Annotated in this window: 20 protein-coding genes; 5 read left to right on the top strand and 15 right to left on the bottom strand. The window is 72.7% G+C overall.

Annotation, left to right across the window (positions count from 1 at the left end; all coding sequences use genetic code 11):
* Nucleotides 1-478: 478 nt before the first annotated feature.
* The 3 genes from ABEE00_RS16495 (at nt 479) to ABEE00_RS16505 (ending at nt 3,631) form a co-directional block, all read left to right on the top strand.
* The gene (locus tag ABEE00_RS16495) at nt 479-700 is read left to right on the top strand and encodes a hypothetical protein (protein ID WP_345746253.1); all 222 of its coding nucleotides are present in this window, start codon (nt 479-481) and stop codon (nt 698-700) included.
* Nucleotides 701-833: 133 nt separating this feature from the next.
* On the top strand, nt 834-2,456 hold the full coding sequence (locus tag ABEE00_RS16500; RefSeq protein WP_345746254.1) for a thiamine pyrophosphate-dependent enzyme: 1,623 nt from the start codon (nt 834-836) through the stop codon (nt 2,454-2,456).
* Nucleotides 2,453-3,631: a Glu/Leu/Phe/Val dehydrogenase dimerization domain-containing protein gene (locus tag ABEE00_RS16505; protein ID WP_345746255.1), complete on the top strand. Its 1,179-nt coding sequence runs from the start codon at nt 2,453-2,455 to the stop codon at nt 3,629-3,631. Before ABEE00_RS16500 ends, ABEE00_RS16505 begins: the two co-directional genes overlap by 4 nt.
* A 65-nt stretch (nt 3,632-3,696) precedes the next feature.
* Here ABEE00_RS16505 and ABEE00_RS16510 read toward each other — a convergent pair whose 3' ends face one another.
* Entirely contained in the window at nt 3,697-5,334 is a 1,638-nt protein-coding gene (locus ABEE00_RS16510; RefSeq protein ID WP_345746256.1) for an APC family permease, read from the bottom strand.
* A gap of 146 nt (nt 5,335-5,480) precedes the next feature.
* On the opposite strand from ABEE00_RS16510, the gene ABEE00_RS16515 reads away from it, so the two are divergent.
* Together ABEE00_RS16515 and ABEE00_RS16520 are read left to right on the top strand one after the other, a co-directional pair.
* Nucleotides 5,481-6,089 carry a TetR/AcrR family transcriptional regulator gene (locus tag ABEE00_RS16515; RefSeq protein WP_345746257.1) on the top strand — a complete coding sequence of 203 codons (609 nt, stop codon included), beginning with the start codon at nt 5,481-5,483 and terminating at the stop codon, nt 6,087-6,089.
* Nucleotides 6,090-6,270: 181 nt separating this feature from the next.
* Nucleotides 6,271-7,068, top strand: coding sequence for a tyrosine-protein phosphatase (locus tag ABEE00_RS16520; protein WP_345746258.1), 798 nt, complete (start codon nt 6,271-6,273; stop codon nt 7,066-7,068).
* Nucleotides 7,069-7,089: 21 nt separating this feature from the next.
* Here the strand turns inward: ABEE00_RS16520 and ABEE00_RS16525 are convergent, their stop codons facing one another.
* The 14 genes from ABEE00_RS16525 to ABEE00_RS16590 all read right to left on the bottom strand — a co-directional run bounded on the left by ABEE00_RS16525 (nt 7,090) and on the right by ABEE00_RS16590 (nt 23,031).
* Nucleotides 7,090-7,242 (bottom strand): DUF6126 family protein, encoded by a 153-nt coding sequence (locus ABEE00_RS16525; RefSeq protein ID WP_345746259.1) that lies wholly within the window; start codon nt 7,240-7,242, stop codon nt 7,090-7,092.
* Nucleotides 7,243-7,254: 12 nt separating this feature from the next.
* The gene (locus ABEE00_RS16530) at nt 7,255-7,866 is read right to left on the bottom strand and encodes a helix-turn-helix domain-containing protein (protein ID WP_345746260.1); all 612 of its coding nucleotides are present in this window, start codon (nt 7,864-7,866) and stop codon (nt 7,255-7,257) included.
* Between the two features lie 82 nt (nt 7,867-7,948).
* A complete protein-coding gene (locus ABEE00_RS16535; protein WP_345746261.1) occupies nt 7,949-9,352 on the bottom strand; it encodes an aspartate aminotransferase family protein in 1,404 nt (467 codons plus the stop codon).
* Complete coding sequence (dxs, locus tag ABEE00_RS16540; RefSeq protein WP_345746262.1) at nt 9,349-11,271, bottom strand: 1-deoxy-D-xylulose-5-phosphate synthase; 1,923 nt, start codon at nt 11,269-11,271, stop codon at nt 9,349-9,351. The genes ABEE00_RS16535 and dxs overlap by 4 nt, the downstream gene beginning before the upstream one ends.
* Before the next feature lie 79 nt (nt 11,272-11,350).
* A complete protein-coding gene (gene hpnH, locus ABEE00_RS16545; protein WP_345746263.1) occupies nt 11,351-12,370 on the bottom strand; it encodes an adenosyl-hopene transferase HpnH in 1,020 nt (339 codons plus the stop codon).
* Between the two features lie 8 nt (nt 12,371-12,378).
* Complete coding sequence (locus tag ABEE00_RS16550) at nt 12,379-13,089, bottom strand: phosphorylase family protein (RefSeq protein WP_345746264.1); 711 nt, start codon at nt 13,087-13,089, stop codon at nt 12,379-12,381.
* The gene (gene shc / locus ABEE00_RS16555; protein ID WP_345746265.1) at nt 13,089-15,071 is read right to left on the bottom strand and encodes a squalene--hopene cyclase; all 1,983 of its coding nucleotides are present in this window, start codon (nt 15,069-15,071) and stop codon (nt 13,089-13,091) included. The genes ABEE00_RS16550 and shc overlap by 1 nt, the downstream gene beginning before the upstream one ends.
* A gap of 371 nt (nt 15,072-15,442) precedes the next feature.
* Nucleotides 15,443-16,564, bottom strand: coding sequence for a polyprenyl synthetase family protein (locus tag ABEE00_RS16560; protein ID WP_345746266.1), 1,122 nt, complete (start codon nt 16,562-16,564; stop codon nt 15,443-15,445).
* Nucleotides 16,561-18,039, bottom strand: a complete 1,479-nt coding sequence (gene hpnE / locus ABEE00_RS16565; protein ID WP_345746267.1) for a hydroxysqualene dehydroxylase HpnE — start codon at nt 18,037-18,039, stop codon at nt 16,561-16,563. Before hpnE ends, ABEE00_RS16560 begins: the two co-directional genes overlap by 4 nt.
* Nucleotides 18,026-18,997, bottom strand: coding sequence for a presqualene diphosphate synthase HpnD (hpnD, locus tag ABEE00_RS16570; RefSeq protein ID WP_345746488.1), 972 nt, complete (start codon nt 18,995-18,997; stop codon nt 18,026-18,028). Before hpnD ends, hpnE begins: the two co-directional genes overlap by 14 nt.
* Nucleotide 18,998: 1 nt before the next feature.
* Nucleotides 18,999-19,910, bottom strand: coding sequence for a squalene synthase HpnC (hpnC, locus tag ABEE00_RS16575; protein WP_345746489.1), 912 nt, complete (start codon nt 19,908-19,910; stop codon nt 18,999-19,001).
* 408 nt (nt 19,911-20,318) lie between these two features.
* Nucleotides 20,319-21,146, bottom strand: a complete 828-nt coding sequence (locus tag ABEE00_RS16580; RefSeq protein WP_345746268.1) for an ABC transporter ATP-binding protein — start codon at nt 21,144-21,146, stop codon at nt 20,319-20,321.
* Nucleotides 21,133-22,077, bottom strand: a complete 945-nt coding sequence (locus ABEE00_RS16585) for an ABC transporter permease (protein WP_345746269.1) — start codon at nt 22,075-22,077, stop codon at nt 21,133-21,135. The genes ABEE00_RS16580 and ABEE00_RS16585 overlap by 14 nt, the downstream gene beginning before the upstream one ends.
* 81 nt (nt 22,078-22,158) lie before the next feature.
* A complete protein-coding gene (locus ABEE00_RS16590) occupies nt 22,159-23,031 on the bottom strand; it encodes a glycosyltransferase family 2 protein (RefSeq protein WP_345746490.1) in 873 nt (290 codons plus the stop codon).
* Nucleotides 23,032-23,038: the final 7 nt, after the last annotated feature.

Genomic DNA, 23,038 nt, shown 5'->3' on the forward strand with positions numbered 1-23,038 from the left:
GGGCGGGTTGAGGTCGTGGCAGCCGTGCCTGCTGGGCTCACTCACGGCACACCGTTGGGCTCAGCGCGAGGCCACGCTAGTCGCCGGTATGGCCGCGAGCAGACGCTGATGACATATTCGCCACCCTTCGCCAGCTCCCAACGAGTGAATCTGCCGTCCGCGTGTTCACCCCGGGCGACGTCACACAACTCCCTTGCGTCTCACGGCAGTTGCGCGCCGCAAGGGTGCCGTTACGGCCACACCGGGGCGCGCGCCGCACACCCCGGCGGAGACCCCGGTACCCGCCCCGTGGCACGGAACCGCCTGGCGGGGCCGCGTACGACCCCGGCCGCACCGCAGCACAGGCGCCCTCCGGAGGTCTCCCCAACACGCCGGTGCGTCAGACCAGTTGGCCGGAAAGGGCGACACCGGGCGCTGGAGGCACCGCACTTCGCGCCCCCGCCTCCGGCCGCCCCGCGCTCCCCCTGCGGCGCCCCGCGTGGCATATGCGGCCGGACAGGAGGTGATGTGTGTACGGCTGCACGATGCGGCGCGCGCCATATGCCCGCACGCCCCTGCTCCCGCGCACCACGGACGAGAGCCGCACCCCGTACGCCGCCGAAGCCCCTCGCACGACACCGCGCACGACACCTCGTACGGCACCTCGTACGGCACCTCGTACGGCACCTCGTACGGCACCTCGTCCGACACTCACACCTGAATGACCACTCAGCAACCCCCTGCTCACCCGGCACATTGACACCACTGGAAACGCCTCGCGATACTGACCCTCCATTCAGTTCGCGGCGACGGCAGGCGCGGACGCAGGCGAGATCGGAAGAGCGGGAGGCGCGGTGGCGGGCGAGGGCACAGAGGCGGCCGGGGCGGTGACCGGCGGCGCCGCCGTGGTGCGGGCGCTCGCGGCGCACGGCGTACGGCAGGTGTTCGGCATACCGGGCACGCACAACCTGGAGATCTACCGCCATCTCCCCGCGCACGGCATCGGCCACCTCACCCCGCGCCACGAACAGGGCGCGGGCTATGCGGCCGACGCCTACGCGCGGCTGACCGGCCGCGCCGGGGTGGCCGTCACGACCACAGGGCCCGCGCTGCTCAACATCGCGGCGGCCGTGGGCCAGGCGTACTCGGACGGCGTCCCGCTGCTGGTGGTCTCGCCCGGCATGCCGCTGCGCCACCCGGTGCTGCCGACCGGGCTGCTGCACGAGATGCGCAGCCAGACCGAGGCGCTGCGCGGGGTCGCCGCGTTCAGCCACCGGGTCTCCTCGGTGGCCGAGGTGGGGGCGGCCGTGGCGCGGGCCTTCACGCTGTTCGGCGGCGCGCGGCCGCGGCCCGCGCACCTGGAGGTCCCGCTCGACCTGCTGGAGGCGGCGGAGCCCGCGGGCCCGCAGGTCACCGCCCCGCCGCAGGCCCCCGTACGCCCCGGGGCAGACGCGCTCGCACGGGCCGCGCGGACGCTGGCGGCGGCCGGCCGCCCCGCGCTGGTGCTGGGCGGGGGCGCGCGCGGCGCGGCGGCCGAAGTGCGCGCGCTGGCCGAGCGGTTGGACGCGCCGGTTGTCACGACCGCGAACGGCAAGGGCGTCCTCGCCGAGACCCACCCCCTCTCCCTCGGCGTCTCGCTGCACAGCCCCGCCGTGCGCGCGTGGCTGGCAGAGCGGGACGCCGTGCTCGCCGTCGGCACCGAACTCGCCGAGGCCGACACCTGGGTGGACCGCCTCGCACTCGACGGCACGCTGATCCGCGCCGACAGCGACCCGGCCCAGATGTACGCGGGCGCGCCGGCCGACATCCCCCTGGTCGGGGACGCCCGGCTGACCGTTCCGGCGCTGCGGGAGGCGGTCACCGGGCCTCGTACGGGAGTCGGGGAAGCACACAAGGGCGTCGCCGGGCTGCGGGCCGAGCGGGACGCGGAGACCGCGGAGCGGGACGCCCGCTGGCTGCCCTACCTGCGCGTTCTGCGCGCCGAGCTCGCCGAAGACGCCGTCCTCACCTCGGACAGCGCCCAGTGCTGCTACTACGGCGCGCTCCCCCACCTCCCCCTCGGCCCCGAGGGGCGGCTGCTCCACCCCACCGGCTTCGGCACGCTCGGCTACGCGCTGCCTGCCGCCGTGGGCGCCAAGGCGGCTGAGCCCGCGCGTCAGGTCGTGGCGCTGAGCGGCGACGGGGGGCTGCAGTTCAGCGTGCAGGAGCTGGCCGCGGCCGCGGCGCTCCGGCTGCCGCTTCCCGTCGTGGTGTTCGACAACGGCGGCTACGGGGAGATCCGCGACGGGATGCGCGCCAGGGGCGACGTACCGACCGCCGTCGATCTCCCGCCCGTCGACCTCCCGGCGCTCGCCCGCGCGTACGGGGGCGGCGGTACGCGCGTCTCCGGGACCGCCGAGTTCGCCCACGCCCTGCGCACGGCGCTGGGCAGCCCAGGACCCACCATCATCGTCGTCCCCGAGGAGGACCCCGCATGACCGCCGGATCGCCGCTGATCGAAGCCACCTGGACGGACCCGGTCACGGGACGGCAGGGCCACCTGGTCATCGACCGCCTCGTGCGCGGCGTCGCCAGCGGCGGGCTGCGGATGCGGGAGGGCTGCACGCGCGGCGAGGTGGCGGGCCTGGCCCGCGGGATGACGCTCAAGGAGGCCCTGCACTACGACCCCGACGCGCGCTACATACCGCTGGGCGGCGCGAAGGGCGGCATCGACTGCGACCCGCACGCGCCCGAGGCGTACGGGGTGCTGGTGCGCTACCTGCGCGCGATGCGTCCCTGCATACGGGAGTTCTGGGCGCTCGGCGAGGACCTGGGCCTGACGCAGGAGCTGGTCGACAAGGCCGCGGCCGAGGCGGGCCTCGACTCGCCGATCCAGGCCGTGTATCCGCTGCTGGACGACGAGCGGGCCGCGCGCCGCAGGCTGGACGAAGCCTTCGCCGCCGAGGTGGACGGCATCGGACTGGACGCGCTGGTCGGCGGCTGCGGGGTGGCCGAGGCGGCGCTGACCGCGCTCGACCGCGCCGGGGTCGAACGGGCCGGCGCGCGGGTCGCGTTGCAGGGCCTGGGCACGATGGGCGGCGCGACCGCGCGCTTCCTCGCGCGGGCCGGGCTGCGGGTCGTCGCGGTGGCCGATGTGAAGGGCACGATCGCCAACCCCGAGGGCCTCGACGTGGAGGCGCTGCTCGCCGCGCGCGACGGGCACGGCGCGGTGGACCGCGCGGCGCTGCGCGCCTCGGACGCCGAACTGCCGGGCGACGCCTGGCTGTCGGCCGACGCGGAGGTGCTGGTCCCGGCCGCGGTGTCGTACGCGATCGACGCGGACAACCAGGGGGCCGTGCGGGCGCGCTGGATCGTGGAGGCCGCGAACATGCCGGTGCTCCCCGAGGCCGAGGCCCTGCTTGCCGAGCGCGGGATCACCGTGCTGCCGGACGTGGTGGTCAACTCCGGGACCAACGCGTGGTGGTGGTGGACGCTGTTCGGCGATGTGGCACCGGTGCCGGAGGACGCGTTCGCGTACGCCCGCGCGGCGATGCGCCGTCTGCTCTCGGCGACGATGGGCCGCGCGGAGTCGGACGGGGTGACGCCGCGCGAGGCGTCCCGCAGGGTCGCCGAGACCCGCCTGCACGAACTGACGGAACGCTTCGGCGCGTAGCCCCCCCGCCCCGCAACACGAGGCCCCCCGCCGTGCGGCGGGGGGCTTTCGCGTGTGTCGTGGCGTCAGGCTCGGGAGCGGTTCTCCGTCCGGCGCCGGCCCTTCGCGCCGAGCCCGTAGAGGAGTAGTCCCACCACCAGGAACAGGGCTAGCGGCAGGACCTGGCTCAGGGTGTACTGGAGTCGCCGGCCCTCGAAGCCGGCGGGGAGGGAGTCGGCCGGGTCGCCCGCCGTGCCGAACCAGCCCACACCGAAGCCGGGCCACACCAGCACGATCACCGTGAACAGCACGAAACCCGTCGACAGCAGCGTCACCAGCCACGCGCCGAGCCGCCCGCCCGGCACCGCGTAGGGCCGGGGCGCGTCCGGATACTTGCGCCGCAGCACCAGCAGAGAGGGGAAGGTCAGCACGTAGGAGATGAAGGTGGTGCAGATCGTCAGCGAGATGCCCGCGGCGAAGTACTTCTCCGCGTTGCCGCCCGTGAGGTTGAGCGTGACGACGAACAGCACCGAAGCCAGCACCGCCGAGAGCAGGTTGACCCGCACAGGGGTGCCGTGGCGCTCCGAGATCTTGCCCAGCCACGCGGGCCCCGCGCCGTCCGCACAGGCCACCGCCTGCGCGCGGTGCGCGCCCATCGCCCAGGTCACGCCGCTGGTCAGCAGCGCGACGATCAGCCCGGCCGCGGCGATGCCCCCGCACACGGCGCCCGCCCCGCTCAGCGTCACCGTGCCGTCGGCCGCGATGTGCCCGCCATACACCGTGAACGCCGCCTTGCACGCGTCGATGAAGCCGCCGAGGCTCCCGATCGCCTCGGTGGGCAGCACGAACAGGATCCCCAGGATCGGCCCGCCGTAGAGCAGGAAGGAGGCGAAGCCGGCGCGCAGGATGGCCAGCGGGATGTCCCGCTTCGGATTGCCGACCTCCTCGGCCGCCGTGCTGGGCAGCTCGAAGCCGACGAAGTTGAAGATCAGCACCGGCACCAGCGCCACGAACCCGGTGTACGTGGGCACGAACTCCCCCGCGGGCAGCGCGTGCACGCCGTTGCGCACCGCGTACACCACCACCGACACCAGGAAGAAGCCGAGCAGCACGATCCGCGCGACCGCGCCCGCGATGGGCACCCACTTGCCGACCCGTACGGACTGCACCACGCACAGCGCGCCCAGCCAGATGAAGCCCAGTCCTGCGGCGTACTTCCACACGCCGGGCAGCGGCGTGAAGAACTGCTCCCAGGTGGTGAGCGCGACGATGCACAGACTGCCGCCCATCCAGACCGGGTTGGTGATCCAGTAGAGGACCTGGTTGAGCCCGGCCGCCAGCCGCCCGAAGGCCAGCCGCGTCCACACGTACGGGCCGCCCTGCACCGGGAAGGCCGAGCCGAGTTCGGAGACCAGCAGCCCGTACGGGAGGAAGAAGGCCAGCGCGAGGATCACCATCCAGGTGAGCCCCTGCGGACCCTCGGCGGCGACCGAGCCCACCGTGTCGATGCCGACCAGCGTGCAGAGCAGGAAGAAGAACACGTCCCTGCGCCGCAGGTCCTTGCGGAGGCTGCCGCGCTGCTCGCCCCAGCCTGCGCCGAGGTCGGGCGCTGACCCGCCTGCTCTGGCGGGGTCGCCGCGTACGCCGTCACCGCGTGCCCGGTCGCCGCGTACTCCCTCGCCCGGCGTCGCTGCCGGCTCCCGTATCGGCTCCACTGCCGTCACAAACCCGCTCCTCACGTTGGGGATCTTCCTGACCGTCGGACGGCTGCTGCCCAGTTGCTGACCGGCCAAACAGTTGTTACTGATCTGCTATTCAATAGCGGCGAGGTGCGGGAGCGCGCCGGGCGGTGATGTGTAGGGTTGCTCGGGTGGCAAGGGTGCGGTTGAGCGTGGCGGAACGGCGCGGGGAGCTGCTGCGCGCCGCGGTGCGGCAGATCGAGGAGCGCGGCGTCGCGGCGCTGCGCATCTCCGATGTCGCCAAGGACCTGGGCATCAGCAATGCGCTGGTGCTCTATCACTTCGAGACCAAGGAGCAGCTCGTCTCCGCGGCCTTCTCGCACGCGGCGGAGAGCGATCTGACCGCCCTGCGCGCGCTGTTGGAGAAGCGCGGGAGCGCGGTGAAGCGGCTGCGCGCCGCGGTGCGCTGGTATGCGCCGACCGGCCAGGCCAAGGGCTGGAAGCTGTGGATCGAGGGCTGGGCCGCCTCGCTGCGCGAGCCGGAACTGCGCGCGGTGAGCGAGCAGTTGGACAAGCAGTGGAAGTCGGCGCTGGCCGGGGTGATCGAGGAGGGCGCGGCGGCCGGCGAGTTCCGGTGCGAGGACCCGCGGGGCGCGGCCTGGCGCCTGACCGCGCTGCTGGACGGGCTCGCGGTGCAGATGACCGCGTATCCGCGCGCGCTGGGGCGGCGCCGCATGGAGAGCTGGGTGGACGAGGCGCTGGCGCGGGAGCTGGGGCTGGAGCGGGCCGACCTCCTGTAGGCGGAGCGGCTGCAGGGCTCCGTGGGCCGAGCGGCCGTGGGCCGGCCTCCCGCGGCGGGGGCGCGGGGCGCGGGTAGGGCGCGCGGAGACCGGGAATGTGCCTGGTGCGGGGCACTGATTGCCCGCGGCATCCATGTCGTAAGGTCGGCAGCGTAGACCCGGACCCGGACGAGGAGCGCCCGTGACCCAGCAGCAGTCCGCCGAACCGACACTCACCGGCGTCCGCAACTTCCGTGACGTGGGTGGGCTGCCCACCGCCGACGGGCGCCGGCTGCGGCACGGCGTGCTGTTCCGCAGCGGCCACCTGGCACACGCCAGCGAGGAGGACGCGGTCTTCCTCGGCGGGCTCGGCCTGCACACCGTCTTCGACTTCCGCAACTCCGCCGACCAGGCCCTGGAGGGCCCGGACGTGGAGCTGCCCGGCGTGCGGAACGTGAACCTCCCGCTCACCGACCCCGCCGAGGGCGCCGACTTCTGGCGCATGGTGCGGGACGGTGAGCTGGACCAGCTCCGCACGGCGCTCGCCGACGGGCAGGCGGCGAACCGCATGATCGGCTCGTACCGCGAGATCGTCACCGAGCGCACCGCCGAGCACAGCAGGCTGCTGCACGCGCTCGCCGAGGACAGCCTGCCGGCGCTGATGCACTGCGCCGCCGGCAAGGACCGCGCGGGTCTGTCGATCGCGGTGACGCTGCTGGCGGTGGGCGTCGAGCGCGATGCCATCGAGGCCGATTACCTGGAATCCAACTCCCCGCACCGGCGCTACAAGGTCTACCGCAGCTCCTCCTCCAGCGCGGGGATGTCCCCCGAGGTCATGGAGCTGCTCTCGCCGCTGTTCGACGCGCGCCCCGACTACCTGGCCGCGGCCTTCACCGCGATCGACGAGAAGTGGGGCGGCGTCGAGACGTACCTGCGGGAGGGCCTGAGCCTCGCCGAGGACACCCGCGAGCGGCTGCGCGACCGCCTGCTGGAGGGCTGAGGGCCAGCACGGCCGTCGAGATCACTGGCGGCTGGCGCCCAGCTCGAAGAGCAGCCAGAAGAAGAACGCGACGAAGTGGCCCGCCACGAGGTAGATGAACAGCCGCACGGCGAGGGCGCGGGGGAAGCGGCTCTCCTCGTCGGGGTTGCCGCCGCGGGCTGAGGATTCCGGCATGGCTGCCGCCTTTCAGTGGGTGCGGCCGCCCGCGCCGATGCACAGATCGGCTGCCGTGCTGCGCAGCAGGGTGTGGACGAAGAGGAGTTCCGTGCCCTCGCGCGCGGCGGAGCGCAGCCGGTGCGGGGTGAGGGAGTCGAAGTGCGCGGAGTCGCCGGTCTCGAGGGTGTAGCGCGCGTCGCCGAGGTCGAGGCGCAGGGAGCCGGAGAGCACGTACAGCCACTCCTCGCCCGGGTGCACGCGTACCAGGTCGCCCTGGGCCACCGGCGGGATGTGCACGCGCAGGGCCTGCATCGCGCGGCCCTGGCCGCCGGCCGGCCGGTAGGTCCAGCCGCCCGCGTGGGACGCCGGGCTCTCCCCGGCGCGCAGCACCGGCTGGCCGCCCGGCGGCTCCTCCCCCAGGAGGTCCGAGACGGTGGTGCCGTAGCATCGCGAGAGTTCGAGCAGCACCGGCAGCGAGGGCTGCCGGGCGCCGGTCTCCAGCCGTGAGAGGTACGCGGGCGAGAGCGAGGCCCGCTGCGCGGCGGCCTCCAGCGTGAGACCGGCGGCCCGCCGCAGCTCACGCAGTCGCGGAGCGACGGCGGAGAGGGCGTCCGCCCCCTCCGCCTCTGTTTCGGAGCTCATGCTTTCGATTGAGCCATGCGGGTGCCTGGGAGGCAATTTTTTTGCCTGTGAGGCAAACCGGGATGTGCGTGTCGCCCCGCGCTCAGCGCGCCGCTACCGCCTGCTTCACCAGCGTGCGGCCGAACTCCCAGATCAAGCCGCCTCCCTGGTGCGCCTCCTCCATCACCGCCGTGAAGGCGGAGACGAAGCGCTCCACCTCGGCCTCCCCCACCACAAGGGGCGGAATCAGCTTGATGACCTCCAGCTCGTCGCCGGAGACCTGCGTCAGGATGCGGTGCCTGTGCATCAGCGGCGCCACCACGAGCTGCGCGAACAACCCCTTCCGCGCCGCCTGCAAGGCGGCCCAACGCCCGCGCAGGGCAAGGGACTTGGGGCGGCCGAACTCGATCCCGACCATCAGCCCCCTCCCCCGCACCTCGTGCAGCAACTCGAAGCGCTCGACCAGCGCACCGAGCCGCTCGCGCAGCAGATCACCGGTGCGGCGCGCGTTCTCGACCAGCCCGTCCTGCTCCAGCACCGCCAGCGTCGCCAACCCCGCCGCCATCGCCTGCGCGTTGGATCCGAAGCTCGCGGAGTGCACCAGGACCCGGTCCATCGAGGAGTACACCTTCTTGAAGATCCACTCCTTGCCCAGCGTGGCCCCCACCGGCACATACCCGCCGGACAGCGCCTTCGCCGCGCACACCAGGTCCGGGTCGACATCCCCGTACCCGTCGTCCCACTGGTACGCGAAGAAGTCCCCGGTCCTGCCGAGCCCGGTCTGCACCTCGTCGGCGATGAGCAGCGCGCCGTGCCGGTGCAGGAGCTCGCGCGCGGCGCGCAGATAGCCGGGCGGCGCCTCGTGCACGCCCTTGCCCTGGATCGGCTCGACCACCAGCGCCGCCACGTCGCCGCGCTTCAACTCCCTTTCCAGCGCGTCCAGTTGGCCCAGCGGTACGGGCGTGTCCGGCAGCAGCGGACCGAACCCGGCGCGGAAGCCCAGCTCGCCGTTGACCGAGAGCGAACCGGTCGTGAGCCCGTGGAAGGAGTGCTCGCAGTGCAGCACGCGCGGCTTCCCGGTCGCGCGCCGGGCGAACTTCAGCGCCGTCTCCACGGCCTCCGTACCGCTGTTGGAGAAGAAGACGCGGTCCAGGCCGGGCGCGTGCGCGAGCAGTCGTTCGGCGAGGAGTCCCGGCAGCGGCGGGCAGTCGAAGCGGGTCAGGTCGGCGAGCTGCGCGTCGAGCACGTCGTGCAGCGCCTGCCGTACGACGGGGTGCCCGCGGCCCAGCCCCATCACGCCGAACCCGGCGAGCATGTCCAGGTAGTCGTTGCCCTCGGCGTCGTAGAAGTAGGCGCCCTCGGCGCGCTCGTAGACCTTGTCGAAGCCGATCGTGTGCAGCATGCGCGGGAGTTGGTGGTTCAGATAGCGGGAGTGCAGGTCGTAGCGCTCGCCGCCGCGCTCGGCGAGGAGCGCCGTCAGGTCGAAGGTCGCGCCGGTCCCGGTCACGCGGTGTTCTCCTCACTGGTGTGCACGTCGCCGGCCTGCGCGGTGCGCCCCGCGCGGACGAGTACGGCCGCGATGCGCCCGGCGACCTCCGCCGGGGTCAGTCCGAGGTCGGCCAGCAGCTCGGCCCGCTTGGCGTGCGGCTGGAACTCCGGCGGGATGCCCAGCGCGCACAGCGGCCGGTACACGCCGGCCTCCCGCAGCGCGCTGTCCACGGCCGAACCGACGCCGCCCGCACGGCAGTTGTCCTCCAGCACGGCGACCGAGGCGAAGCCCTCGGCGAGCCCGGGCAGCCGCGGGTCGACCGGCTTGACCCAGCGCGGGTCGACCACGGTCACGCCGATGCCCCGCCCCGCGAGGAGCGCCGCCGCCTCCATGCAGACCGGCGCCATGACGCCGACCGCCAGCAGCAGCACGTCGCGGCGCGCGTCCTCGTACAGCACGTCCATGCCGCCGATGCGGCGCAGCGCGGGGATGCCGTCGCCGACGGTCTCCTTGGGGAAGCGCAGCACGGTCGGCGCGTCCTCGACCCGTACGGCCTCGCGCAGTTCCTCGGCGAGGCGCTGCGCGTCGCGGGGCGCGGCGATCCGCAGCCCCGGCACCACCTGGAGCACCGAGAGGTCCCACATGCCGTGGTGCGAGGGACCGTCTGGCCCGGTGATGCCAGCGCGGTCGAGGACGAAGGTGACCCCGCACCTGTGCAGGGCGACGTCCATGAGCACCTGGTCGAAGGCGCGGCCGAGGAAGGTGGAGTACACCGCGACCACCGGGTGCAGCCCCCCGGTCGCGAGGCCGGCCGCGCTGGTCGCCGCGTGCTGTTCGGCGATGCCCACGTCGTACACCCGGTCCGGGTACGCCTCGGCGAAGCCGGTCAGGCCGACCGGGTCGAGCATCGCTGCGGTGAGCGCGACGATGTCCTCGCGCTCGGCGCCGAGCCGCAGCATCTCCTCGCCGAACACCGAGGTCCAGGAGGCCCCGGCGGAGGCGCCGAGCGGTTCGCCCGTGACCGGGTCGATCCTGCCGACGGCGTGGAAGTGGTCGGTGAGGTCGGCGAGAGCGGGGCCGTAGCCGCGCCCCTTCTCGGTCCTGCAGTGCACCAGCACGGGCCCGCTGTAGCGCTTGGCGCGGCGCAGCGCCGACTCGACCGCGCCGGTGTCGTGCCCGTCGACCGGGCCGATGTACTTCAGTCCCAGGTCCTCGAACATGCCGCGCTGCGGCGCCACCGCGTCCTTGAGCCCCTTCTTGGCTCCGTGCAGCGCCTCGTACACGGGTCTGCCGACCACGGGCGTGCGCTGCAGGACGCGCTTGCCCCAGGCGAGGGTGCGCTCGTAGCCGTCGGCGGTGCGCAGGGTGGCCAGCCGGTCGGCGAGGCCGCCGATGGTGGGGGCGTACGAGCGCCCGTTGTCGTTCACGACGATGACCAGCGGGCGGTCCCGGCAGGCGCTGATGTTGTTCAGCGCCTCCCAGGCCATGCCGCCGGTCAGCGCGCCGTCCCCGATGACCGCGACCACGCGGTGCCGGTCCCCGCGCAGCGCGTGCGCCTTGGCGAGGCCGTCGGCCCAGCCGAGCACGGTGGACGCGTGGCTGTTCTCGATCACGTCGTGCTCGGACTCGGCGCGCGAGGGGTAGCCCGACAGCCCGCCCTTCCCCTTGAGCTTGGAGAAGTCCTGCCGTCCCGTGAGCAGTTTGTGGACGTACGCCTGGTGCCCGGTGTCCCACAGCAGGCGGTCGGCCGGCGAGCGGAAGACCCGGTGCAGCGCGAGGGTCAGTTCCACCACGCCCAGGTTGGGTCCCAGGTGGCCGCCCGTGCGGCTCACCTCGCGCACCAGGAACTCCCGGATCTCCGCCGCGAGCCCGTCCAGCTCCTCCAGGGTCAGCGCGTCCAGATCGCGCGGCCCCGTGAGGTGTTCCAGCAAGGTCATGGGCCTCCCCCCTCCGTTCCGTCCCGCTCCTGTACGCGCCCGCACCGCGCGGGTCACGTCCCCGTGCCCGTGCCCGCGCTCACTTGCCGCCCGCGACCGTCTCCCGCGCCGCGCGCAGCGACTCCTTGAGGGAGCCCATGGTCGCCAGGACGGCCGTGGGCTCGTAGCCGCAGTGCGCCATGCAGTTGGCGCAGCGCGGGTCCTTGCCGCGGCCGTACTTGCTCCAGTCCGTCTCCTCGATGAGCTCCTTGTACGTGGCCACGTAGCCGTCGCTCATCAGGTAGCAGGGCCGCTGCCAGCCGAAGAGCGAGTAGTTCGGGATGGCCCACGCGGTGCACGGGAAGTCCGCCTTGCCCTCCAGGAAGTCCAGGAAGAGCGGGCTGTGGTTGAGCCGCCACCGGCTCCGGTTGCCGCCGGCGAACGCCTTCTTGAACAGCTCCCTGGTCTGCTCGACCCCGAGGAAGTGCTCCTGGTCGGGCGCCTTCTCGTAGGCGTAGGCGGGCGAGATCATCATCTCGTCCACCTTCAGGTCGTCGTTGAGGTAGTTGAGCACCTCGACGATGGTCTGCGGGGTGTCGGTGTTGAAGAAGGTGGAGTTGGTGGTGACCCGGAAGCCGCGCCGCTTGGCCTCCTTCATCGCCTCCACCGCCTCGTCGAAGACGCCCTCCTTGGCGACCGACTCGTCGTGCCGCTCGCGCAGCCCGTCGATGTGCACGGCGAAGGCGAAGTAGGGCGAGGGCGTGAACTCGTCCATCTTCTTCCGCATCAGCAGCGCGTTGGTGCACAGGAAGACGTACTTCTTCCTGGCCACGAGCTGCCGCACGATCTCGCCGATCTTGGGGTGCATCAGCGGTTCGCCGCCCGCGATGGACACCATCGGGGCCCCGGACTCCAGCACGGCGCCGACCGCCTGGGCGACCGGCATGCGCTGCTTGAGCACTCCGGCGGGGTGCTGGATCTTGCCGCAGCCCTCGCACTTGAGGTTGCAGGCGTACAGCGGTTCCAGCTCCACGATCAGCGGGAACTTGTCGCGGCGCCGGAGCTTCTGCTGAAAGAGATAGCTGCCGATCCGAACGGTCTGGCGCAGAGGCATGGCCATGGTGAGTTCTACCTCCGTGGAAGCAGGAAGGAGTGATTCCACTCGAAGAAAGCGGACGTAGCGTTATGTAGTACGCAGAATGCTGATATTCCACCTCGAAGCGTTCCCACGCGGATCAGTTCGTGCCGGGGAGCGTCCACCACCACCCGTACGGCCGCAACCGGGCGCACGGGTGCACCAGCGGTAGCGGCGCGCAGCACGGCCGCCGACTCCATGTCGGCCGCGACGGCCCCGGTCTCCTCGCGCAGGGCCGCGCGCCGGTCCCCGCGGACCACGCGCCCGACCCCGGCGAGCGTGCCGGTGTGCACCGTGCGCCCCGGGCAGCTCTCCGCGAGGGCCCGCACCAGAACCTCCGTACCGGCGCATTCCGTACGGGCGTGTTCCGTGCGGGCATGCTCCGTACCGGCGCGTTCCGAGCGGCCGCATTCCGTACGAGGAACAGGCGCGCCCCCGGTGAGGTCCACGGTCTGCTCGGCCACCACCAGATCGCCCGGCCGCATGCCCGGCGCGAGCCCCGCGCAGAAGCCGGTGGCCAGCACGGCGGTGCCGCCCGCTTCCGGCTCCTCGCCGAGCGCCACGGTCACGGCGGCGCGCGCCGCACGCGGACCCATCCCGGTGCGCAGCACGGCCGCCCGCCCGGACGCGCCGCGCAGCGCCAGGCGCTCGATGCCCAGCGCACAGGCGAGGAGCAGCGGCCTCGGTACGGGCGGCCCGTGCATCAGCCGTCCCGGCGCGGCGGCCCGTCCAGTGCGCCCAGGCCGTCGCCGTGCAGATAGCGGCCGAGGGCGGTGACGGGGAAGACCATCCGGTAGAGGTGGTAGTTGATCGAGAAGTCCCAGGGGAATCCGGTCCCCGTGAAGTACGGCTCGTCCCACGAGCCGTCCTCCTGCTGGGTCTCCGCGAGCCAGGCGATGCCGCGCGCGACGGCCTCCGACTCCCGCTCCCCCGCCGCGAGCAGCGCGAGCAGCGCCCATGCGGTCTGCGAGGCGGTGGAGGCGCCGCGGCCCGCCCACGCGTCGTCGATGTAGGAGCGCTGGTCCTCGCCCCAGCCGCCGTCCTCGTTCTGCACCCGCACGAGCCAGTCGACGGCCCGCCGGACGGCCGGATGCGAGGTGGGCAGCCCGGCGGCGACCAGCGCGGGGACCACGGACCCCGTCCCGTACAGGTAGTTGGTGCCCCAGCGCCCGAACCAGGAGCCGTCGGCCTCCTGCTCGGCCAGCAGCCAGGTGATGCCCTTGCGGGTACGCGGATCGCTCTCCAGTCCTTCGGCCGCGAGCATCTCCACGACATGCCCGGTGACGTCCGCCGAGGGCGGGTCGATCACCTCGCCGAAGTCGCAGAACGGCAGCCTGTTGGGGAACGCGCTGGTGTTGTCCACGTCGAAGGCCGCCCACGCGCCGTCGGCCGACTGCATGCCGAGGTTCCAGCTCGCGGCGCGGGACACCGCGGCGTCCACCCGCGCGGGGTCGGGGTGCCGCACCCTGCGCAGTGCGAGGGCCACCTCGGCGGTGTCGTCGATGTCCGGGTAGGTGTCGTTGTGGAACTCGAACGCCCAGCCGCCAGGCTCGAGTTGGGGCCTGCGCTCCGACCAGTCGCCCTTGCGGTCGATCTGCTCGCCGAGCATCCAGTCGGCGGCCCGCAGCAGCGCCGGGTGGTCGCCGGGCAGTCCCGCGTCGGCCAGCGCGATGGTGGCCAGGCACGTGTCCCACACCGGGGACTGGCACGCCTCCACCATGCGGCTCTCGCCCTTCTCGTCCCACACGGCGAAGCGGTCCAGCGACTCCAGGCCGGCGCGCATCACCGGGTGGTCCAGGTCGTAGCCGAGCAGCCGCAGGGCGATCAGGGAGTACACCGCGGGGGGCTGGATGCCGCCCCAGCAGCCGTCGTTCTCCTGCCGCTCGATGATCCAGCGCGCCGCGTCCCGCAGCGCCGCCCTGCGCAGCGAGCGGACCGCGACGCCGCGGTACCTGTGCAGCACCTTGTCGAGCCGCTGGAAGACGCCGTCCCAGCTCGTGAGGGAGGCCGTCGGCTGCGGCGGGTTGGGGCGCGCCGGGTCCACGTGCAGCTCGTCGATCTGGAACGGGGCCTCGTGCACGGGCCGCTTCGCCGAGACCACGGTGAGCGGCACGATGGTCTGCCGCGCCCAGCAGCCGAAGTCGTAGATGTTGAGCGGGAACCACTTCGGCAGGTAGATCATCTCGGGCGGGAGCTCCGGCAGGTCCTCCCACTTCCACCAGCCGAAAAGCGCGAGCCAGATGCGGGTGAAGACCCTGCTGGACGCCACCCCGCCGCGCTCCCGTACGAAGGCGGAGGCGCGGGCCATGTGCGGCTCGTCCGGCGCGTCTCCCGCGAGCCTCAGCGCGACGTACGCCTCGACGGTGGTGGACAAGTCGCCGGGCCCGCCGTGGAAGGTGGCCCAGGTGCCGTCCTCGCGCTGCTGTGCGCGGACGTGGCGGGCGGCGGCGCGGGTGGTCTCCTCGTCGCGTACCCCGAGGAACTCACGGAGCAGCAGGTCCTCGGCGTCCATGGTGACGTTGGTCTCCAGGTCGCCCTTCCACCAGCCCGCGTCGTCCTGCCGCGCGAGGAGGTTCTGCACCGCGCGCTCAGCGGTCCGCTCGGCCAGCGCGGTCAACTCTTCCGGGGCGCCGAGGAGAGCGCCGGAGTCCGCCGCCCCGGCGCCCCCGTCGGTCGTGGCTGTCATCTCGTCCCCTTTCCGGCGTGCCCGATGTGCACGCCGTGTCTGGATTCAGCGAGTCTGCCCACGACGTCGCGCTCCGGCCAGCCGCCTTCACGCCGTATCCCGCATACGCCACACAACGACACCCACCCGACGTAAGAACGTTTTTCCGCCGCAGCGGCGAGTCGTCCGGCGGTGCGGCCCGGCGGTGACAGCCGAACCGGCTGCGCGGCCCGGCGAGTTGCATCGAGTGGAGTACGAGACGCACCCCGGCGAATCGAAGTTCCGGGTTCCGGCGCGGAGCCCCGGGAAGGGACGAGGCACGCAAGCCGCGGCCCGTAGCGCTCCGGAACCACCGGAACGCGGGGCCGCGGCTCACGCGCCGTCAGGCGCACTCAGCTCTGCCGCACCACGACGAAGTCCGCCAGCGCCACCAACTGGTCCCGCACGCGCTGCGGCATGTCGACCGGGTCGAGGGCGGCGATGGCGGTGGCGTGCTGCCGCTCCGCCTCCTGGGTGGTCCACTCGCGCCCGCCCGCCTCCTCGATGAGCGCGGCCCGCGCGGCGAACTCCGCCTCGTCGAAGTCCTCGAACTCGGCCTGGCTCTTCTTGGCGTCGGTCGTCATCAGGTCGGCCAGCCGCTTGGCCGCGTGCCCCTCGGCGTCCAGCGCGGCGACCACGGGCAGCGACTTCTTGCGCTGCCGCAGGTCGCTCCACGCCTGCTTGCCGGTCTCCTCCGGATCGCCCCAGATGCCCAGCACGTCGTCGACCGCCTGGAAGGCCAGTCCGAGGTGGTAGCCGTAGGACTCCAGCGCGTCCGCCGTACGGTCGTCGGCGCCGCCCAGCACCGCGCCGATGGACACCGCGCAGGCCAGCAGCGCGCCGGTCTTGTTGCCCTCCATCTCCAGGCACTCGGCGACGGTGACCCGCTCCCTGTGCTCGTACGAGATGTCCTGCGCCTGACCGTCGATCAGCTTCCGCGTGGCGCTGGTCAGCCGGCGCGTGGCGCGTCCTGCCTCGGGGGTGCCGAGCTCCAGGAGCAGTTCGTTGGCGAGCGCGAACAGTGCGTCGCCGACGAGGATGGCCTGCGCCGGGCCGTGCACCTTCCACACCGTGTCGCGGTGCCTGCGCTGCTCGTCGCCGTCCATCAGGTCGTCGTGCAGCAGCGAGAAGTTGTGCACCAGCTCGACGGCCACGGCGCCGGGGATGCCGGTCTCCGGCGTGGCCCCTGTGACCTCGGCGGACAGCAGCGCGAGCGCGGGCCGCACGGCCTTGCCCCCGCCCGCCTCCGAGGGGCGGCCGTGCGCGTCGAGCCAGCCGAAGTGGTAGGCGGCGACGGTGTCCATCGGGGGTGCCAGCCGGTCGACTGACGTGCGCAGCACCGGCATGGCGAGCGTGCGGCCGCGGTCCAGCAGCGCCCGTACGCTCTCGGTGTCGACGGTGCGCTGGTTCGCCGGGATCACAGGGTCTCCTCGTCGTTCTGTGCTGGCTGCCTCGATGGGGCTGTCGATGGTCATGCCACCGCCCTTCCTTCCGTTCCGGGCACCGGCTCGTCGTGCGGTCTGCCCAATGCGGCCAGGGCTTCCCTGGCGGCGGCCGCCCCACTGCGAACAGCGCTTTCCATAGTTGCTGGCCAGCCAGTATCGGTCCAAGCTCCGGCGAGGCAGACACCGGGCACCCCGGTGCGCGCTCCCGGGCGCAGCCGGCCCACTCCGGGAGCCGGATCGAAGGTGGCGGTGCGTTCCCGTGTGACGAAGAAGTCCCGTACCCGCGCGTCCCTCGCGGCGGGCAACAGGCGGGCCAGCTCCGGCAGATAGCGCTCGCGCAGCGCCGCGACCGGCAGGTCGATCTCCTCGGCGGCGGCGGACTGCGAGAGCGCCAGATACTGCCCCTCGGCGAGCCCCGAGGGCGCGGTGCGGTCGAAGACCCACTGCACGGGGCTGCCCAGCGCCGCGAAGAACGGGCGGCGCAGCACTTTGCGGTCGTACACGACGTGGACGTTGAGGATGGGCGCGTTGCCGATCTCCAGCAGGCGCCCCGGGTCCTCCAGCGCGCCCTCGGGGAGCAGCCCGTGCGCCTCCTCCTGCGGCACGGCGAGCACCACGCTGCCCGCCTCCAGGACCTCGCCGGGGCCCGAGCCGTTGCTCACCGCGACCCGCCAGCCGCCGCCCGTACGGGGCTCGATGGAGCGGGCCTTCGTACGCAGCATGGTGTGCACCCCGGCGCCGTCGAGCGCGGCGCGGGCCAGCCCGTCGTGCAGGTCGCCGAGGGGAACGCGGGAGACGCCGATGTCGGCCGCGCCGGGGTCGGAGAGCAGCCCGGTCTTGAAGACCATGGCCGCGAGCCCCATCGAGGCGTGCGGGGCCGTGGCGTTGAGGGTCGCGCGGCCGACCAGGTCCCACAGGGCCTCGACGGCGCGGTCGCTCTGCCCGTGCCTGCGCAGCCAGGTGCCGAAGTCGATGCCGTCGAGGGCCGGGTCGGCGGGGTCGATGCCCTTGAGCGCGAGCGCGGCCCGGCCGACGGCGGCACGCTCGGCGAGCGAGAGATGCGGGTACGTGGCGAGGCTGCCCAGCAGATGCAGCGGCACCGGCAGCGCGGTGCGCCGCAGCCTCCCCAACTTCGGCTTGTCCGGGGCCACATCGAGCACCGGCACGTCCATCCTGCGCTGGAGCGGCGCGAGCCCCGCGGCCCCCACCCTGTCCAGGAACCACTCATACGCGGTGCAGCAACGCAGGTGCACATGCTGCCCGTTGTCGATGGTGAGCTCCCCCGCGGGGGAGCTGCGGCGGAAGGAGAAGGCGAGACCGCCCAGCCGCGGGCGGGTCTCCAGCAGCGTGACCCGCACGCCGGCATCGGCCAGCCGGAGCGCGGCGGTGGTGCCCGCGAGCCCCCCGCCGATCACCAATGCGCTGTCGGGGCGGCCCCGTTGGCCGTCGTCCCCGCTGCCGTCTCCCCGTCTTCCGCCGTCCGGTCCGCCCTCATACGGGCTCATCTGACCACGCTCCCGCTTCCGCCCGCTTGCGTGCCGCCTGCCGCGCGTCCAGCCCCGACAGGCCGCGCACCGCCACGTACGCCTTCTGCCGTGCCGGGAGGCTGACGCGCTCCCGCAGCACCGCGTACGGGTCGGCGGCGATGCGGGCGAGCAGCCGGTGGTAGATCCCCGCCATCGCGGCGACGCAGGCTCCGGAGCGCCGGTCGAGCAGCGGCAGCAGCCGGTACCCCTCGGCGAACAGGGCGCGTGCGCGCCGGACTTCGAAGTGCACCAGGCCCGTGAAGTCCGCTCCCGCCTGCAGCGTGCCGCCGGCGAAACCGGCGGCGCAGCCGAACTTTTCAAGATCCTCCGTCGGAAGGTACGTGCGTCCGTCGTCCGCGTCTTCCCGAACATCCCGGAGAATATTGGTGAGTTGGAGGGCGAGTCCGAGTGTGTCGGCGTATTGCGGGGCGCGCGAAGCATCGCGTACGCCCGGCAGCGTACCGAACACACCGAGTGACAGTCGCCCGATCGCCCCGGCAACGCACCTGCAGTAGTCCTGGAGTTCGTCCCAGGTCGCGTAGGTCGCGCCGTGCACGTCCAGCAGGACGCCGTCGATCAGTTCGTCGAGGCCGTGCAGCGGGATGGGATAGTGCCGCGCCGCGTGGCTGAGGGCGACCGCGACCGGGTCGGTGTCGTCCTCGGTCACCTCGCCCGACCTGATCCCGGCGAGCAGCCGCCGGGTCTCCTCAAGGCGCCGCTCCTTGGCCCGCTGCTCCAGCGCGCCGTCGCCGATGTCGTCGACGCGGCGCGAGAAGGCGTACAGCGCGGACATCGCCTGCCGCTTGCCGGCCGGCAGCAGCCTGATGCCGTAGGCGAAGTTGCGCGCCTGCTGGCCGGTCACGGTCTCGCAGTAGCTGTACGCCGCCGCCACGGCGGGAGGCAGCGACGCCGCCGGCCTGGCTCTGTCCACGGTCAGGTCACCCCTCTCTGCGCAGGGTCGCGAGCACTTCGCGCACCAGCGCACGCTTGGTGGGCCGGGGAGGTCCGTTCAGTACGTCGTATCCGGCGCCGCGCAGCGCCCCCACGGCCGCGCGGCCGCCCCCGGCGAACCCCGCGAGCAGCAGCCGCAGCCGCCCGCGCACGCTCAGCGCCAGCGGGGTGCCGGCGCCCAGCATCCGCAGCGCGCGGTCCGCCTCGTACGCGACGAGGGTGCGCAGCGAGGCGCCGGCCGAGGGCGCGGCGAGGTCGGCCTCGCCCACCCGGAACCTCTCCATGTCCTCGGCGGGGAGGTAGATCCGGTCCCTGGCGAGGTCCTCCGGCACGTCCTGGAGGTGCTCGACGATCTGCAGCGCGGTGCACACGGAGTCGGAGAGGCGCACGCGCTCGGGTGTGGCGGTGCCGGTGATGGCCAGAACCAGACGTCCCACGGGGTTGGCCGACAGCTCGCAGTAGTCGAGCAGTTCGCCGTGGGTCGCATAGCGGCGGACCTTCTGGTCCTGCCTGTTGGCCTCGATCAGGCCGAGGAAGGGCTCGACGGTGAGCCCGGCCCTGCGCACGGTGGGTACCAGGGCCGCGAGCAGCGGGTGTTGCGGGGGCGGCGCGCCGTGCTCGGCGGCGTCGAAGGCGCGGCGCAGCCCCGCCTCGAAGGCGTCCAGCAGGGCGAGCCGGTCGGCGGCGCGGCCCGGGTCGACGCCGAGCAGCGCGGCGTCGGGGCCGCCGGGCACGAGGTCGCCGTCGCCGATGTCGTCGACGAGGCGCGCGTAGCCGTAGACGGCCATCAGGTCGTCGCGCCACGCGTGGGGCAGGAACCGCGGTGCGACAGGGAAGTTCTCGCGCGCCGCCTTGGCGAGCACGGCGCGCGCGTGCGCATCCGCCTCCGCCGTCACCAGGTGCTGCCAGTAGCCATTGCCGTCACAACTCCGTTTCTACACTGTCACCCCATATCAGCCCATTTCGGACACGCCGTACGAAGCAGGCCTACGGGTCCCCCCAGCGACAAGGCAGCACACGGGCTGCATGCGCGGATATCCCCTGATTCAGTACCCGCACAGCCTACGCCGGAGGCTCTGACACCGTAGGGGCGAGGAGAGTTGAAAACCGGTCAAGGTGCGCCAAGACCGGCCGTCGCCGGGCACAGCGGACGCACCACCCTGCCGCCGGGGCCCGCGCCGCATAAGCGGAAACCCGGCCGTCCTCGCGCGGGCGCGCGGAGCGGGCCGGGCGCCGCACACGACGGCGGCCCCGGCGCTCTGGGCGCCGGGGCCGCCGTTTCGCCGGTCGCCGGGGACCGGGCCGGGCTACTTGCCCGTGAACTTCTCGTATTCCTTGAGGACTTCCTCGGTGGGGCCGTCCTGCACCAGCTCGCCCTTCTCCAGCCACAGCACCCGCTCGCACGTGTCGCGGATGGACTTGTTGTTGTGGCTGACCAGGAAGACCGTTCCCGCTTCCTTGCGCAGTTCGCGGATCCGGGCCTCGGAGCGCTTCTGGAACTTCTTGTCGCCGGTGGCCAGCGCCTCGTCGATCATCAGGACGTCGTGGTCCTTGGCCGCCGCGATGGAGAACCGCAGCCGGGCCGCCATGCCGGACGAGTAGGTGCGCATCGGCAGGCTGCTGAAGTCGCCCTTGTCGTTGATGCCGGAGAACTTGATGATGTCCCCCGCGCGCTCGTTGACCTCCTCGCGGGTCATCCCCATGGCGAGGCCGCCCAGCACCACGTTCCGCTCGCCGGTGAGGTCGTTCATCAGCGCCGCGTTCACGCCGAGCAGCGAGGGCTGCCCGTTGGTGTAGACGCGCCCCGACTCCGGCGGCAGCAGCCCGGCGATGGCGCGCAGCAGCGTCGACTTGCCCGAGCCGTTGGTGCCGATCAGGCCGATGGCCTGGCCCTTGTACGCGGTGAAGTTCACGCCCTTGACGGCGTGCACCTCGCGGACGCCGCCGCCCGGCTTCCGCTTGATGATGCGGTTGAGCGCCGCGGTCGCGCTGCCCTTGCCCTTCGCGCCGCCGTACACGCGGTAGACGATGTGCAGGTCCTCCGCGATGACGGTCGGGACCCACTCGCCGGGCGGCGCGTCCTGCGGTTCCGGGCTCGCCACCTCGGCCTTCTCGGTCTCCTCAGCCACGGCCATAACGCTCCTCCGCCTTCCAGAAGAAAACAAATCCGCCGATGCCGAAAATCAGGGCCCAGCCGAGTGCGACGGTCCACACGTGCGGCGGGAGATCACCGCGCTCGTATCCGTGGATGAAGGCGAACCGCATCAGGTCCATGTAGACCGACATGGGGTTGGCCATCGCGATGTCGGTCAGCCAGTCGGGGGCGCCGGCCCGCACCTTGAGCATGTAGCGGAGCGGGAACATCACGCCGGACGCGTACATCCACGTGCGCATCACGAACGGCATGAGCTGGGCGAGGTCGGGCGTCTTGCTGCCCATCCTGGCCATGATCAGGGCCACGCCGGCGTTGAACAGGAACTGCAGCGCCAGTGCGGGAAGCACCAGGAACCACGACCACGTGGGGTAGTGGCCGTAGCAGAGCAGGATGACGACCAGGACGATCATCGAGTACAGAAGCTGCTGGAGCTGCTGTAGACAGATCGAGATGGGGAGCGAGGCGCGCGGGAAGTGCAGCGCGCGCACCAGGCCCAGGTTGCCCGAGATGGCCCGGACGCCGTTGAGCACCGAGGTCTGGGTGAAGGTGAAGATGAAGACACCCGTGACCAGGAACGGAATGTAGTTGTGCTTCCCGCCGGGCACACCGGCCCGGCCGTCGAGCAGCAGCCCGAAGATGAAGTAGTACACAGCCGCGTTCAGCAGCGGCGTCGCGACCTGCCACAACTGGCCGAGCTTCGCCTGGCTGTACTGCGCCGTCAGCTTCGCCCTGGAGAAGGCGAGGATGAAGTGCCGCCGGTCCCACAGCTGCCGTACGTACTCGGTCAGCGAGGGCCGCGCCCCGCTCACCGACAGGCCGTACTTGGCCGCGAGTTCGGCCGGCGCCAGCCGGTCGTCGGGCGAGGGCGGCGGTGTCACGCCGACCGCACCGCCGTGCGTCTTCTCGCTCACGTTGGAAACTTTCGTCCTCACACTGCGCAAGTGAATGCGGCCGGTCGTGGAGCCCGGCCGATGCTGTCAGATCCGAGCTTGTCAGATCACCGGAGGCCGGCCGAGCCGGGTCAGCCGCCATACCGTACGCCACCGCATCGGACGCCGCGGACCGCAGGGTGTGGTCCAGCCCTCCTTGAAGCCGCCCAGCCAGGCGCGCAGCGCGGGCCGCGAGGGGCGGCGGGCCAGGGTGAGCAGCAGCCACACCCCCAGGTAGACCGGCACCAGCGGCGCGGGCAGGTTGCGGCGGGCGAGCCACACGCGGTTCCTGGCCACCATGCGGTGGTAGACCGCGTGCCTGCTCGGCGGGTGGGTGGGGTGGGTGAGCACCATGTCGGCGCGGTAGTCGATCATCCAGCCCGCGTTCAGCGCGCGCCAGGCCAGATCGGTCTCCTCGTGCGCGTAGAAGAAGTCGTCGGGAAGCCCTCCGACCTGCTCGAACACCTTCGTACGCACGGCATTGGCGCCGCCCAGGAAGGTGGTCACGCGGGAGGAGCGCATCGGGTCGGCGGCCCGCAGCCGCGGCACGTGGCGGCGCTGGGTCTCCCCCGTGTCCGGGTCCGCGATGCGGAAGCTGATGATCCCCAGCTCGGGGTCGGCGGCGAACGCCTCGCGGACGAGCTCCGCCGTGTCGAGGTACGGCAGGTCGCCGTCGTCGTCGAGGAAGAGCAGCGCGTCCACCTCGCGCCCCCCGGGGCCGAACGCCTCGATGCCGACGTTGCGGCCCCCGGGGATGCCGAGGTTTTCCGGAAGCTCAACCGTCCGTACACCTTCGGGCAAGGCGGGCAGCGGCGCGCCGTTGCCCACCACGACGGTCTCGATCCGGTCGCCCTCCTGCTTGGCGACGGAGTCCAGCAGGGCGCGCAGCTCCTCGGGGCGGTTGCCCATGGTGAGGATCACCGCGCCCAGCTTCATGGGCCCG

This window comes from Streptomyces odontomachicola (genome assembly GCF_039605595.1).
In the GTDB taxonomy this organism is placed as follows: Bacteria; Actinomycetota; Actinomycetes; order Streptomycetales; family Streptomycetaceae; genus Streptomyces.